Annotated in this window: 14 protein-coding genes; 12 read left to right on the top strand and 2 right to left on the bottom strand. The window is 52.0% G+C overall.

The annotated features are described in order from the left end of the window. The first annotated feature begins 55 nt into the window (after positions 1-55). From E3U44_RS02765 to E3U44_RS02740, 6 genes are all read left to right on the top strand, one after another. Entirely contained in the window at positions 56-1,147 is a 1,092-nt protein-coding gene (locus E3U44_RS02765; protein WP_134356559.1) for a glycosyltransferase, read from the top strand. Between the two features lie 157 nt (positions 1,148-1,304). Continuing rightward, complete coding sequence (locus tag E3U44_RS02760) at positions 1,305-1,532, top strand: type II toxin-antitoxin system Phd/YefM family antitoxin (protein WP_134356558.1); 228 nt, start codon at positions 1,305-1,307, stop codon at positions 1,530-1,532. Then, positions 1,520-1,921: a type II toxin-antitoxin system VapC family toxin gene (locus tag E3U44_RS02755; RefSeq protein ID WP_134356557.1), complete on the top strand. Its 402-nt coding sequence runs from the start codon at positions 1,520-1,522 to the stop codon at positions 1,919-1,921. The genes E3U44_RS02760 and E3U44_RS02755 overlap by 13 nt, the downstream gene beginning before the upstream one ends. A 203-nt stretch (positions 1,922-2,124) precedes the next feature. Then, positions 2,125-2,454, top strand: a complete 330-nt coding sequence (locus E3U44_RS02750) for a c-type cytochrome (RefSeq protein ID WP_134356556.1) — start codon at positions 2,125-2,127, stop codon at positions 2,452-2,454. Between the two features lie 111 nt (positions 2,455-2,565). Next, complete coding sequence (locus E3U44_RS02745) at positions 2,566-3,267, top strand: glycosyltransferase family 2 protein (RefSeq protein ID WP_240761703.1); 702 nt, start codon at positions 2,566-2,568, stop codon at positions 3,265-3,267. Next, a complete protein-coding gene (locus E3U44_RS02740; protein ID WP_134359641.1) occupies positions 3,260-3,658 on the top strand; it encodes a DUF2304 domain-containing protein in 399 nt (132 codons plus the stop codon). The genes E3U44_RS02745 and E3U44_RS02740 overlap by 8 nt, the downstream gene beginning before the upstream one ends. 35 nt (positions 3,659-3,693) lie before the next feature. Here E3U44_RS02740 and E3U44_RS02735 read toward each other — a convergent pair whose 3' ends face one another. Together E3U44_RS02735 and E3U44_RS02730 are read right to left on the bottom strand one after the other, a co-directional pair. Next, positions 3,694-5,124: a hypothetical protein gene (locus E3U44_RS02735; RefSeq protein WP_134359640.1), complete on the bottom strand. Its 1,431-nt coding sequence runs from the start codon at positions 5,122-5,124 to the stop codon at positions 3,694-3,696. A 40-nt stretch (positions 5,125-5,164) separates the two neighbouring features. Continuing rightward, complete coding sequence (locus E3U44_RS02730) at positions 5,165-7,357, bottom strand: O-linked N-acetylglucosamine transferase, SPINDLY family protein (protein ID WP_134356554.1); 2,193 nt, start codon at positions 7,355-7,357, stop codon at positions 5,165-5,167. A 144-nt stretch (positions 7,358-7,501) separates the two neighbouring features. Between E3U44_RS02730 and E3U44_RS02725 the strand changes: the two genes are divergently transcribed. The 6 genes from E3U44_RS02725 (at position 7,502) to gspD (ending at position 14,080) form a co-directional block, all read left to right on the top strand. Beyond that, positions 7,502-8,218, top strand: a complete 717-nt coding sequence (locus E3U44_RS02725; protein WP_134356553.1) for a prepilin-type N-terminal cleavage/methylation domain-containing protein — start codon at positions 7,502-7,504, stop codon at positions 8,216-8,218. Between the two features lie 12 nt (positions 8,219-8,230). Next, positions 8,231-9,115, top strand: a complete 885-nt coding sequence (locus E3U44_RS02720; protein ID WP_134356552.1) for a type II secretion system minor pseudopilin — start codon at positions 8,231-8,233, stop codon at positions 9,113-9,115. Between the two features lie 142 nt (positions 9,116-9,257). Further along, complete coding sequence (locus E3U44_RS02715; protein WP_134356551.1) at positions 9,258-10,334, top strand: PilN domain-containing protein; 1,077 nt, start codon at positions 9,258-9,260, stop codon at positions 10,332-10,334. Continuing rightward, positions 10,331-10,936 carry a type II secretion system protein GspM gene (gene gspM, locus E3U44_RS02710; RefSeq protein ID WP_134356550.1) on the top strand — a complete coding sequence of 202 codons (606 nt, stop codon included), beginning with the start codon at positions 10,331-10,333 and terminating at the stop codon, positions 10,934-10,936. The genes E3U44_RS02715 and gspM overlap by 4 nt, the downstream gene beginning before the upstream one ends. Beyond that, entirely contained in the window at positions 10,917-11,516 is a 600-nt protein-coding gene (locus E3U44_RS02705; protein ID WP_134356549.1) for a type II secretion system protein N, read from the top strand. The genes gspM and E3U44_RS02705 overlap by 20 nt, the downstream gene beginning before the upstream one ends. A 278-nt stretch (positions 11,517-11,794) precedes the next feature. Continuing rightward, positions 11,795-14,080, top strand: a complete 2,286-nt coding sequence (gene gspD, locus E3U44_RS02700; RefSeq protein ID WP_240761702.1) for a type II secretion system secretin GspD — start codon at positions 11,795-11,797, stop codon at positions 14,078-14,080. The last annotated feature ends 25 nt before the right edge of the window (positions 14,081-14,105 follow it).

Below are 14,105 nucleotides of genomic sequence, written 5' to 3'. Positions count from 1 at the left end.
TTGATTGCCAACGGGAGGAACGGAGAACCCTTGTCTATTTTTAGGAGTTAATGGATTGCCGCGGACAAAAGGAATAATTCTCTATGATTTCTTGCAGGTGCCAGGGGGGGCTGAACGGGTGACCTTGCTATTGGCACGGGCATTTCCGGAGTTTGACCTCTGTGTTGGCGCCCGCAACCATGGGGTGATTCCTGATGGGGAAATGGTGGGTTTGAAATGCATAGAGCTGGGAAGTATAGCCCAGTCTCCAGCCTGGCGTGCCCTTAAAACCATGAGGCTTTTTCATTCTCGTACAGCATTCTTATCCCGTTATGAGATAGTGCTGTACAGTGGCGTCTATGCGCCTGTAGCAGTGCATCACCATGAGGGCCATAATATTCTCTATTGTCATACCAGCCCGTTGCGATTTGCCTATGATCTTAAGGGTTATTATTTTGCTCAATGCCCATGGTGGCAGAAACCGGCATTTCAGGCCCTGATCGCCTATAGTAAACCTCGATATGAAGCGGCGATTGCCAAGATGGATTTGGTGATTGCCAATTCCGAGAGCGTTGCCCGCAAGTATCGGCATTATTTGGGGCAGGAGACAATAGTCATTTACCCCCCCTGCGAGGTAGAACAATTCTCGTGGCAAGGGCAGGGCAACTATTACCTTTCACTTGCTCGGCTTGAACCCCATAAGCGGGTTGACGTCATTGTCCAGGCATTTTTGCAGATGCCGGACAAGTGCTTGGTGGTGGTATCCGAGGGGAGTGATTTACCTCGCCTTAGGTACATGGCCGAGGGAGCCAGCAATATTCATTTTATGGGTTGGCCTAGACAGGATCAATTACAAGCTTTGTTAGGCCATGCCATTGCAACCCTTTACATTCCGAAAGATGAGGACTTTGGTATGTCCCCCGTGGAATCCATGGCGGCAGGTAAGCCTGTGATAGGCGTGGCAGAAGGGGGATTATTGGAAACCATTATCGATGGCGAAACGGGGCTATTCATTACCCCTGAGCCAACACCGATGGATATTATCTCTGCCGTTCAAACCCTTACCCCGAAGCGGGCTTTGGAGATGCGGGAAGCCTGTGAAAGGCAAGCACAGAGATTTAATAAAGAAATATTTTTGGAGAAAATGGGAACAGTATTGAAATATTAAAGGGTTTACTCAGCTTTGCCTCGATTCGAATGGCATCAACCCTGATTCGTAAAATCCAGGGACAAAACTTGCCTCCAGGGCCTGTCACCCCAAATATAGACGATGTCGTACGGTATTGTTATTATTGCGTACGTTTTTTTGTCAGAGGGCAATCCAGATGATCCAGCACCTTTCTCCATCGCGGCTCCGAGCCAATCTATACCGGATTCTCGATTACGTCCTTGAGTCAGGGGAGCCGGTTGAGATTGAACGCAAGGGGCGGCGGCTGCGTATTGTGGTCGAGCAAGGAGGAAAGCTAGATTTGCTCAAACCCCATCCCGAGTACCTTAAGACCCGACCGGAGGATATCGTGCACATGGATTGGTCCCAGGAATGGCGTCCCTGATTTATCTTGATACCCATGTCGCGGCTTGGCTGTATGCACAGGGGCGAGATGCAGTACCGCAGCAGGTAGCTCATCTACTCGAAACGAGTGACGATATCCGCATCTCGCCGATGGTACGGCTTGAGCTTCAGTATCTTTTCGAGATTGGGCGAGTAGGGCAACCACCGCTTCCAGTGCTTGATGTCTTGGAGACTGCTCTCGGACTGACGGTTTGCAAAGCCGCTTTTTCAGCGATCGTGCGCGAGGCTGAAGCGCAAATCTGGACGAGAGATCCTTTTGACCGGCTCATTGTGGCTCAGGCGACTCTATTTGATGCGCCCCTGGTGACGAAGGACGCGACCATCCACGCCCACTATGCACGAGCAATATGGGAGATTGCGAAATTCTAGTAATCGAATAGATACTGGACAGCTATCGTGCGAGTAGCGGCTGAGAACGGGAAGGGGACAGCCGGATGGAATGGTTGCTTTACATTGGTTCTACTCTCAGCCAGAATCGCCTGAGGTGTGTTTTTGGCACCCAAAAGTAACAAAATTTATAAGGATTTACATTTAGTAATTGTGTTTATTTTAAAATTGTGGAGGAAAAAAGAATGCTGAAAAAAGTTCTGCTAGCGGCAGCGGGTACTGTTATGGTTTGTTCTTCGGTTTCGGTTTGGGCCGGTGATGCTGAAGCTGGCAAGGCGCTCTATATGCAGAAAGGATGCGCGGCTTGCCACGGACCGCAAGGTCAGAGCACTAACCCGGCTATGTTCCCGGTATTGGCAGGTAAGGATGCCAATTATATCTCCGAGCAACTCCATGCTTTTAAGAGTGGTGAGCGGAAAGGGCAGGGACCTGGCGCCATCATGAACCAGGTGACAGCGTCCATGAGCGATAAAGATATCGAAAATTTGGCAGCCTTTGTGGGGAGCCTTAAGTAAAACCCGGCTTTCCGGAAATAAGGGGAAAAACGCCAGCTTTTGCTGGCGTTTTTTTTACCAATGAGGTTAATTGCTCTAGTTGAAATCGGAGGTTCCCTGGAAAAGGGCTCTGTGAACGTTGTGGTTTTAATTCCAGCGCACAATGAAGCGGCGACTATCGGCAGTATCGTGGGGGCGGTAAAGAGGCATTTGGCCTGCGAGGTAGTGGTGGTTGACGATGCGAGTACTGATAGAACTGCAGAGATTGCCCGTTCTGCCGGCGCTACCGTCCTGTCCCTTAGTTGCAATTTAGGGGCTTGGGGGGCAACCCAAGCCGGTATTCGTTATGCCCTAAAAGCGGGTTACAAGCAGGTGTTGACCATGGACGCTGATGGTCAACATCTGCCGGAGGCTTTTCCTTCCCTGTTGGTAGCCTTAGCCTCGGGGGAGGCAGATGTGGTCATTGGCGCCTGTACCCAGCGAGGTAGCCATGCTCGGCAGCTTGCCTGGATTTATTTTCGCAAGCTGACAGGGTTGAGGATTGAGGATTTGACCTCCGGTTTCCGTGCCTATAATGAGGCGGCTATGGCCGTCCTTGCTTCTCCTGAGGCTACATTGCTTGATTATCAGGATGTAGGGGTGTTGTTGCTATTACGCCACGCTAGGCTACGTATCAAGGAAGTTCCAGTCCCCATGCGTGAGCGGGATCATGGCAGCTCACGGGTGTTTCCTTCCTGGTTGATCGTTGGAAAATATATGCTGCAAACGAGCATCTTATGCTTAGCCAAGGTAGGGATGAATGGGAAGCGGCAGCGGGCATACAGTGATGATTGATTACCAATGGACATCCACCTTTATTGGGGTGTTGATTGCGGGTTTGATTCTCTTCCTGGTGCGCCGTGACCACTTACACGGTCCTTATGCTGTCTGGTGGCTGTTTGTCGCCGCTACGGTAGTGGTGTTAGGGGCTTTCCCGGAATTATTTGATAAGGTGGCGCCTTTTTTTGGCGTCGCTTATCCCCCTATTTTGGCAGTGGTATTGGGGATGGGGTTGCTCTTGCTTAAAGTGCTCACCATGGACTTAGAACGTTCCCGGCAGGAACGCAAGCTGCGTCGGCTAGTTCAGCGCCTAGCAGTGCTTGAAGCGAGCTTAGAAAAAGTCCAGCCGATCCAACATGCCCAAGGAGAGGGCGAGGAAGAGGTATCTTCCCGTAGGCTGGAATAAGGTCTAGGGCCGTTTCCAGCGGGGTTTTTCTGGACCTAGCTTTTCTTAGCAGGTAGGCTGGAAGAGGGCCTTAGGCCGTTTCCGGCATAGCTTTGCTGAAGTAATACCAGAATATAAAACCATAGGATGGGGACCAAGTGGAGTAATATCCGATTGATGCTGGTGTAATATTCAGCCCAAGCAGCGTTGCTGGTCAAGAAAAAGGTAACGAAGACCACGATCAAGCCACTGCCGATAAAGGAAAAGCCAACCAAGAGTTGACGATGGCTGATGATGCGGAGGGCGGAGAGGGCCAATACTCCGATGATCAGGTACCAAAGAAGATGCCAATTACCCATCACAAACAGATTTTGGTAAAACGGTTCCCAGACTGGAGACAAGGCTAACTCAAAGCGGCCTAGGGAAGGAATTTGAATCACATCAGGGGTGATTTCGAGTTCTCCAATACGGATTCCTCCAGCCATATACCAAGCCACCATGCTTGCCAATCCTCCCGCTCCTGTAAGTAGCATTGTCCTAAAGGAGAGGTGGGCAATAAGAAGGGGGGGGAGAAACGTGAGTATCCAGATCAGTCCTTCCCGTTTAATCAGAGGGCAGGCCAGGGCAAGCAGCAAAGCTAACCCGCCTTGCTGGGAATCGCCTGTGCGCAGCCACTGTAAAAAAGCCATCCCGGCCAGGGAATAGGTCGTTGCGAGCCACAGATCGGCATAGCCAGCAAGGGCAATATGGGTATTGAGCAGAGGGAGGGACAGTAATAAGTAAGTGCCAAGGAGACTAGTCAGCGGTGTTAGATTCCAATAGCGGAGCTGTCCGTAAAAGGCCAGCCCCAGTGCGCCGGCACAGAATAGCCAGGGCAGGTTAATTAAGGAATCGTCCCACCCCTCTAGGGCCAGGCTGATCCAGAGTTGGATGAGAGAGATAGTTTTGGGATAGTGCCAAGCCGGAATGGTATAGATTTCGTTGCTGGGGTTGTGGAGCCAAGTGGCGCTGTCAACGAAAGTCACCAGTTCTTTCAGTGTAAACCAGACCTGGGCCCGAGGCGCCCAAGTGGTCCAGGCATCCCAGGGGTAGAGGGGACGCCAAAGAATTTCTAAGCCTAGATTGACGAAGCGGAGGGTGAGAAAGGCAATAAGTAGCGCGAAAAGTCCCTTTTGCCAGGGATTCTGAAAATGGGGGATGCTGCGACCCAGGGTGCCTCCCTCTTTCCAAGGAAGATGGCGTCCCTGCCAAAATCCCAATAGGGTCAAGCACAAGAGTAAGCCTGCGAGGGGCCAAAAAGCCTGCTTTAACCCCACCGCATCCCAGAGGCGCATCACCAACGTGGTGACGAGAATGCCTAATAAATAAGCATAGCCAAGCACCAGGGGCCCGGTGCCTCTTGCGACCTGACGCCAACCCAAGCGTAGCCAAGCGATACCAAGCAGCCAAGGGAGAAAGAGCGCGGTAAAAAGCTGGAGAGGGATCATGGGGGACAATCACTCGCTACCTATAGGGTAATGTAAGGGGTTATTCTAAACTGCAAAAAAAGCTTGTGAGCGCTTTTAGAGGTTCTTTCTGCTCAAAGAGGCGTTTTTGCCGGGTGAAAATTTGTGCGCGCAGGGTCTCGTTTGCCGCTTTGTTCCTGCCATACTGGAGGGCTTGGGTGACATAGCCTTCCCCATTAGGGGCAATCAGCTCCGGTAGCTCCAGCAAAGTCAGCATGGCCGTGCTTTGCCGCCCCCGCATATAGGCACTGGGGAGAGTAATGATCGGCAGCCCGGTACTTAAGGCATCCAGAGCAGTGTTTCCCCCCGACCAGTGGGGTGGATCGAGTATGAGATCGCAGCAGCGATTAATTTGCAAGTAGCGCGAACGTGGCATGGTGGGTAGCAACAGCAGTTGGCGTTTTGGATCTGCGCCCGCCTTAGTTAGGGCGGTCTGGAGACGGCTGAGCAATTTGTCGGTAACCCGACGATCCTGGCCGGTAAATAATACCAATACTCCCTGGGTATCTTCAGCCAATACTTGGGCCACCAGGGGATCGGTTTCTGGATGGATCTTAAAAGGTGACTGGGGCAAGAGGTAGAGGGTATGATTTTCTGGCAGGCCCAGCTCCCTCCGGCCTGCCGCCGGTGGCTGAGGAGGCGCTGGATAACTCGTGCCTAGTCCAGGTAGGGGGACCAATTGTTCCCGGTAGTGGCGCTGCCCTTCAGGAGGTTCCATGGTGGTGCAGGAAAAGTAGATATCCATTGTCGGCAAGCCGCTGGTGATAGGATGACCCCAAGCACAACTCTGAAGGGGAGCCAACCGCAGGGCTGCCAGCACCAATACCCGGGTATCCATGCCAAGCTCCGGATAGATTAAGGCATCTAGTTGATCTTCCGCTATTTGGGTCGCGCAAGAGGCAAGATCCTGGTTCAAATAGCAAAATTTGCTGGCTGAATTGGCAACAGTCTGGGTGTGATGATCCCGGTGGGGACCTAATTGATAGACTATCACCTCAAATCCCGCTTGGCGCAAGGCCCCGGGCCAGCGGCCAAAGTAATGACCCACGGTGCAATTCCGGAAAGAACTTGAAACAAAGCCGATGCGGCGTGGTCTCCATCTTTTCGTATCAACTTGAGGGGGACTATCTTGGGCACGGCTAGCCCAGTGGTGTAACCAGTCTCCGTAATCCCGTTGCAGAGAGAGGTCGTTAAATCCTTGATAGGCTAACAAAAAGTTTGACCAGAGCAAATCCTCCAGAAGGGGGGGAGAGGCCGGTTGCCAGTTTTTTAAGGTCTCAAGGCCTTTCGCAAAGCGGTCACGCACCCTTGCCAAGTGGTGGGCATTTTGATAGATAACCGGCAGGGTGAGCGCCGACCCCAGTTTTGCTTGCCAAGAGCTGGGATTGGCCGTCAGCGTCTTTTGATAAACGGCAATCGCTTGACGAGCTTCGCCGGCTCTGGCCAGTGCGCGCGCGAAACCCAAAGACTGCTTGTCATTGGCGTGATTTTGTTTAAGCCAGTGGCGCAGCCATTGGGCTGCTTGCCAATTTTCTCCATGGCGGCGGGCCAAGGTTATGATGCGGGAAGCCAAGGTGCTTGGGTCCGTGCTGCGAGAGCGTTGTCGTTCTAGCAGCGCCCATGCGGGATCAGGCTGCTGGCAAAGCAGCCATTGCTCGGCGACTCCGATGGCGAGTTCATCAGGCAAGGGAAGATTTGATAGGATACTGAGTAGGCCCAGCCCGGCCGGGCGTTGGTGGTTCGCTAGTAGGGCCCGCGCCAACAACAAATGGGCTTCATGATCACGGAGATCGAAGAGGGTTGCTTGGCGGGCGCTGACCACCGCGGCCTGGAGCTGCCCCAGGTGGAGTTGAGTGAGCGCTAAATTGCGCCAGGCGAGCTTATTATGAGGATCGAGTTTCAGGGCACGTTGAAAATGGGTCAGGGCTGATGGCAGTGCTGCTGTTTCGAACAAGCGGGAGCCGCAATTACTGTGGGCCATGCTCAGGGTAGTCAGTAGTTGCTTTTTGGGGCCGATAACCTTGAGGAGGCGTTCTAACCATTGGGTCGCTCCACCGAAGTCTCTATTTTGCAGGGCGGCGTTGCCCAAGCCGAGAAGAGCATCGGGATGGTTGGGGTGCTTGGCCAGGATTTGGGTATAGAGTTGAGCGCTTTCATTGAAACGGTGTGTTGCTTGCAACCGACGGGCTCGTGCTAGCAGTTCCTTTATGCCCATGGTCTTGAGTTATGCTCCTGTGTGAAACTGGAATGTTCTATATTAACCTAGACAAAGTGGGTATGCTGAGCCTAGTCCCCCAAATTTACTCTCGGATTTCTTTAATACTTCCCTGCTGTCTTTCCCGATTGGAGTTTTAATATAATGTCTCCAAGATGGAGCCTTTGGCGGCATGGCGCAGGAAGCAAAGCCCCCCATTCCTGCCAGGGGTTCACGCTGGTGGAATTGTTAATTGCCATGACCCTGGTGGGCATGATGCTGGTGATTTTGTTCAGTGGCTTGCGCCTTGCAACCCGCAGTTGGGAAGCTGCCGAGCAAAAGTTGGAGGTCGTGGAGAAGCAGAGAGTCATTGAGGGGTTATTTCGGCGCCAGATTCGAGAGCAGAAATTACTTTTCTTTAATGATCCCGAACAGGGCCAGACTATGACTTTTGCAGGCACTGCGGAGGCCATGCAATTTGTCGCGCCTCTGTTAACCCGCTTGGGTCTTGGTGGGCTTTATTGGATTACTTTTGAGGTCGTTAAAGAGGGGGGGGAATCCCACTTGATGATGAGTTGGCGGCCTTACCGGCCCGAGGGGCAGGAAACGACGGGGCGAGAACGGGAAGTCTTGCTGGAGGCCGTGGAAGAAATTGCTTTTTCCTATTTTGGTAAGAAAGCAGTTGGGGAAGCGCCAGAGTGGTATGAGCGCTGGGAGGATACCCAGCGGCCGCCGCAATTAGTCCGCTTGCAAGTCCGCACTCAGGAGGCTGAATGGCCTGAACTGATTGCCGGTATTCAGTCTAGTCCGCCAGATGGTCAGGGGAGAGGGTTTGGCAGGCGCTTTCGAGTTGATTTTGGTCCTGGTCCCGCCGGGCAATAGTGGAGTCCGTCTATGTCCTTTGCTGAACGAGGGATTGCCCTGGTGGTGGTGTTATGGACGGTGACCTTGCTGGCGGTCATTGCCGGCAGTTTTACTTATACTTTGCGCATTGAATCCACCCTTGCGGCTAACCTAGTAGGACAAGCAAAGGCTCGGGCTTTGGCAGAGGCCGGCATCGTTTATGCCACCCTTGATCTTCTGCGCCCCCTTCAAATGCGCCGTTTTTCTCCGGATGGCCTCCCTTATCGGTGGAAATTCGGAGATGGAGAAGTGATGATTTCAGTTCGGGACGTCGGCGGTTTGGTTGACCTAAATACGGCTAGCCGAGAGCTTTTAGGCGGGTTGTTGGGGGTTGCAGGCGTCGCTGTAGAGGAGCGGGATTCCTTGCTGGATGCCATTGAGGATTGGCGTGACCCTGATGATGTGCCTCTCTTGCAAGGGGCAGAAGATAAAGACTATATGGCAGCGGGATTACCCTATGGTGCTAAGGACGGTCCTTTTGAGGATATTACGGAGTTGCAGCAAGTTTTGGGAATATCCCTAGAGCTCTATCAGCGCCTCGAGAATTTTTTAACCGTCTATTCGGAACAACCTGGCATTGATCCTGCCGTCGCGCCAAGGGGGGTTCTTCTGGCAATACCGGGGATTGATTTCGAGGCCATTGAAATTTATCTTGAAGAGCGAAGAGCAAGACAGATGATGGGGGAAGCGCCGCCGCCACTACCGCCGGTGGGAGGAGGATATTTGGCTCAAGCTCAAGGTTTGGCGTATAGTGTGCGCGCTGAGGCCAAAACAGAAGGAGGCGGGGCAGCTCTTATAAAGGCCGTGATATCTCCCGACTCTAGTACAGAAGGTCTCATTCCTTATTCGGTACTTGAATGGAGAGAAAGCCTGTAGGCATCTCTCGATTAAGCGCTTAAATTTTGGCGGGCATGGTACTCGCACCCCTTAACTCACTCCACTTAACCAGGGGTTTTCCAACCTTTTTTTAACCTCTATGAATGCTAATGCGACAAAACGTCAATCAAAGCGCCAGGGAATGGGAGCGCAGGCTCTTTCTAAGAATGTATTGTCGTCCTTCAATATCAGTGGTTTCTTGAGTTGGTGGGGACAAGGGCTGCTCTGTTGTCTTCCGTCAGGGGTGCGGCAGTTATTTTGGCATGAGACTACGAGATTAGTGCTAGAGCCGCAAGGAAAAGGGGTGCGACTCCATCGGGAGCGAGGCGAATCTAAGGAGGATCTTGGCTTTTATAATGGTATAGAGCGTGGGGATGAACGTTTTGAGGGGAAGGATAAGGTGTTGGTGTTTCGCCTATCACCAGAGCAGACACTTTCCAAGCCCATCACCCTTCCTCTAGCGGCCGAAGAGAATTTGCGCCAGGTACTGGGCTTTGAAATGGAGCGCCATACGCCCTTTGCAACGAACCAGGTCTACTACGATTTTGAGGTGATAAAACGCAGCTTAGAGGCCCACCATCTTATTGTCAGGTTAGTGGTGGTTCCCCGACGCATACTGGACGAATGGCTGGAGCGGTTGTCCCATTGGGGCCTACAGCCAGCCATAGTGGATGTCATGGGCACCGGTCCGGGGCGTATTAACCTGTTACCGGATGAAAAGCGTTCCTCTAGATCCAAGGCCTTGCCACGAATTAACATGGCACTGAGCTTACTGCTTATGGTTTTTACGGGGGCGGCACTCCTGTTTCCCTTGTGGCAAGAACGATCGGTGGTGATTGACTTGATGTCAAAGGTATCCGCTGCCCAGGAGAAAGCAGAAGCCGTCATTGCAATTCGCCAGCGGTTAGAAAAAGCCATTGAGGCTTCAGAATTCTTAGTTGAGGAAAAAGAGCAGTATCCTTCAGCAGTTGAATTTCTATACGAACTGACCCGCATCCTACCGGATGGAATCTGGCTCCAGCAGCTTGATTTTACCCGGGGAAAAATTAAAGTTCGTGGAGAGGCAACCGAGGCATCGGCCTTAATCCCTATTTTAGAAGCCTCTCCCTATTTTCAAGATGTTCAATTTCGTTCCCCGGTGACGACCAACGCCAGGACCGGCCGGGACCGATTCTATATTACCGCGCAGCTTCCGAAGTTGGAGTCACTGCCTCTATGAACTTGGAATTTTTGGAAAAGTGGCGTTGTGCGACCGCCGTGGGGTTATTATTGCTTGTCCTGCTGGCGGCTTATTTCGTCATCGTCCAGCCTGTTATTGCCAAGCATAGGTTTTATCAAGAAAATATCGCTTCCATGCAACAGCGGCTCCAGAAATACAACCAAATCATTGCTAGCCGGACAGCATTGGAAGCTGAGCTTAATCGGTTGCGGCGGGAACAAGCCGCAAATGCTTATTATTTGGAGCAACAGTCTGCCCCGTTAGCGGCTACGGAGTTGCGGAAATGGGTTAAAACAGCGGTGGAGTCCAGTAATGGCACCTTGGTGAGTACCCAAAGCTTGCCATTGGTGGAGAATGAGCCATTTCCGCGGGTCGGGATCAGCGTGCGAATAACGGGTGATACTGAAGTTTTGCAAAAGATTTTATATGATTTGGAATCGCGGCGGCCCTTGTTATTTGTGGATGATCTTCAAGTACGCAGCCGCCAGATCCGACGGCGTAGCCGGCATGATCGGCGCACCATTATCGAAGAAACCCGGCTAACGGTTAGTTTTGAGCTTTACGGATATATGCGGGGGAAGGGTGCATTTAGCGGAGCCTAACCACAAGGCGCTAGCGATTTTACTGGTGAGCTTATGCCTCGTGGTATTGGGGGTGATTGCATTGGAGGTGCGATACCCGCCTCGGTTTGGGCAGGCAGGGAACGGAGCCAATTCGAGTACTCCTTCTTCGAATTTGATCCCAGAGCGAAAGCCAACGGGAGATGTTGCCCTCCTTCCTTTTGATCATTATGAAGAAACTGTGGCCCGCCCGCTCTTTCGACCTAGTCGCCGACCTCCCGAACCGGAAGAAAGCGAGTCCGAGGCGCAGCAAGCGGCTGAGCAATCCCAGCAGCCGCAAGTCCCCGCTAAGGAATTGTTTGCTCTTAATGGAGTTGTTGTCACTGAGAAAAAAACGGTGGCTCTTTTGCAAGACATCAAAAATAATAAGAATTTACGGGTCCGTGAGGGAGAAAAATTAGAAGGCTGGCAAATTGTTCAGATCTTTCCTGATAAGGTTCTGCTTAAGAATAATGGTCATTCGGAAGCATTAGAATTGATTCGAGATTTTGAGCCAATGGCGCAGAAGTTATTACAAAGAAAACGGGCAGTGCGCCGAAATCGACAAAAAAGGCGACGTTAAAGGCCCAGCAGTTTATCTAAATATAGCGGCAAAGCCCAACAGCACCTTGGGCGGCAACGGATTAAAAAAATAAACGGCCAATGCAAAATTGGCTCTCACTTAAGGGGATTTAGTTGCGAGAAAAGAAAAAAAATGCGTGGCATTTACCGATTGGTGTGGGCATTTTAGGGGTTTTTCTCCTGGGATCTTGTGCGACCCAGCCAACGGGTTCCACTAACGGTAAGGCACATTCATCTATCATTTCTTCCTCTGGCAAAGGTAAGCAAAAGGGGGGGAGTTTGCCTGAAGGCCCTAAAATCGCCCAAGCTACTGAACTCGAAGCTGTGCCAGCCCCTGAAGAAGAGGACGCCATTGAAAGTACTGAGCTCTATCCTGGGAGTGATCAATTCATCAACCGTAACGTGGCAAGCAAGCCGCGGACCTTTGAGATACAGGAAGGCGAGATTCTCCTAAATTTCGAGAATACCAGTATCCGCGAAGTGGTGAAAACCATACTCGGCGATATTCTGGAGGAGAATTACGTTATTGATAAAGCCGTTCAGGGAACGGTCACTGTCCAGACGGGCCGCCCCCTGCCCAAGAGTGCTTTAATCTCTACCCTTGAAACATTATTGCGAATGAATAACGCGGCCCTGGTTCGAGCTGAAGGGCTGTATAAAGTGGTGCCTATTAATCAGGCCGTTCAAGGTCATTTGTCCCCGCGTTTAAAGAGAGCGGGAGCCGCTGCAGGTTATGGTGTGCGTATCGTGCCCCTGCGCTATATTGGGGCCACGGAGATGCAAAAGATTCTTGAACCTTTTGTTCCTCAAGGGACTATCCTTCGTATTGATCCAGCTCGGAACCTGCTTATTTTGGCCGGTACGGCCCAAGAACTAGCCCAGTGGCAAGAGACCATCGATATCTTTGATGTGAATTGGTTGGAAGGGATGTCGGTGGGGTTATACAAATTGGAATACGCGGATGCCGAGTTGGTAGTGAATGAATTAAATGCGGTGCTGGGACCTGAGGCGGCCACACCCCTGGCAGGAATGTTCCGCTTTATCCCCATTGAACGCCTCAATGCAGTTCTGGCCATCACTTCCCAATCTAAGTATCTGGAAGAAGCCCAAACGTGGATAGAGCGCCTAGACCGGGGTGAAGACGCGGAGGCTGGGCGTCTTTACGTGTATTCGGTCCAAAATGGCAGTGCGGAGCATCTGGCAGGACTGCTGCAGGAAGCGTTTGGACAAGGAGGAGGGCGCGGAATTACCCCCGCTGCACGAGTAGCGCCAGGCCGGGAGGCGACAGAACTCTTTGCGCCCCGAACGGGGGGGTTCGGGTCCTCGCGAAGGGGAGGCTTCGGCTCATCCCGAACGGGAGGCTTCGGCTCATCCCGAACGGGAGGCTTCGGCTCGTCCCCTATGGGAGGGTTCAAGGCCTCCCAGGCATTGGATCCCAGTGCATCGCAGGAGCCGGATCTCAGGGCGTTCCAAGCTGAAGCAGGAGGTGAAGCAGAAAATGGTGACAAAAAGCCAAGGAGACCGGGCCCTGCGGGTATTGAATTTGAACGCGCTGGCGCTGAGGATGCTGCTGCCGAGCTGGAGGTACGCATTGTCGCCGATGTGCAAAACAACGCCTTGCTTATTTTTGCGACACCCCGTATCTATGAAAAAATTCTAGCGGCCCTTCGCCAGCTAGATATCCCTCCTCGCCAAGTATTGGTAGAGGCCACTATTGCCGAAGTGCAGTTGACAGATAATCTCCAATATGGTTTGCAATGGTTTTTCAGAAACGAAGTGGGGGAAATTGGTGGCAATAAGTTCAGCGGTAGTGGCTCCATTAATCTGTTGGATGGTTTCAGTGGGTTGCAGGCAGCAGAGGCGGGAGGTGGTTTTACCTATGCCCTCACCGAGGGTGGCATGGTTCGAGCCCTATTACGAACCTTGGCTTCTGATAGCAAACTAAAAATTCTCTCCTCTCCCCAATTATTAGCGCTTGACAATCAAACTGCAGCGATTCAGGTGGGGGATCAGGTGCCTATACAATTGGGCTCCACTATCGGCATAGGAGGGGCACAGACTACCCAGATCCAATTTAAGGATACCGGCGTGTTATTAACGGTGACGCCACGGATTAATGCGGGTGGGCGGGTCACCTTGGAGCTCAGACAGGAAGTCACCGATGTCAAGACCATAAGTGGTGGGCTGCAAGGTAACCCTACTTTCTTTCAACGAGCTTTTGAAAGTGTAGTAACAGTGCAAAGTGGCGAGACTATTGTCCTAGGTGGGCTGATCCAAGACAGTGACAATTTCACCGAAACTGGTGTGCCTTTTCTTTATAAGCTGCCCGTTATAGGCTCTCTATTTGGCTCTACCACAAGAGATAGGCGGCGTACTGAACTAATCGTTCTCATGACTCCCCGTGTGGTGAGCAACCAACATGAGGCTCGCCTAGTGACTGAGGAGTTCCGCTGGAAGCTGAGAAATGCTTCGGATATTGTGGAGGAGATGGGAGGGATTGTCCCTAAAAAGGTCAATGAAGAAGAAAAATCGTCTGCAACCGATGAACAGCACTCGGAACCTTGAGTTTTGTATTTTTTTGTGATGCACA

Source organism: Nitrosococcus wardiae (assembly GCF_004421105.1).
Classification (GTDB): Bacteria; Pseudomonadota; Gammaproteobacteria; order Nitrosococcales; family Nitrosococcaceae; genus Nitrosococcus; species Nitrosococcus wardiae.
This window is presented reverse-complemented; position numbering and strand designations above follow the sequence as displayed.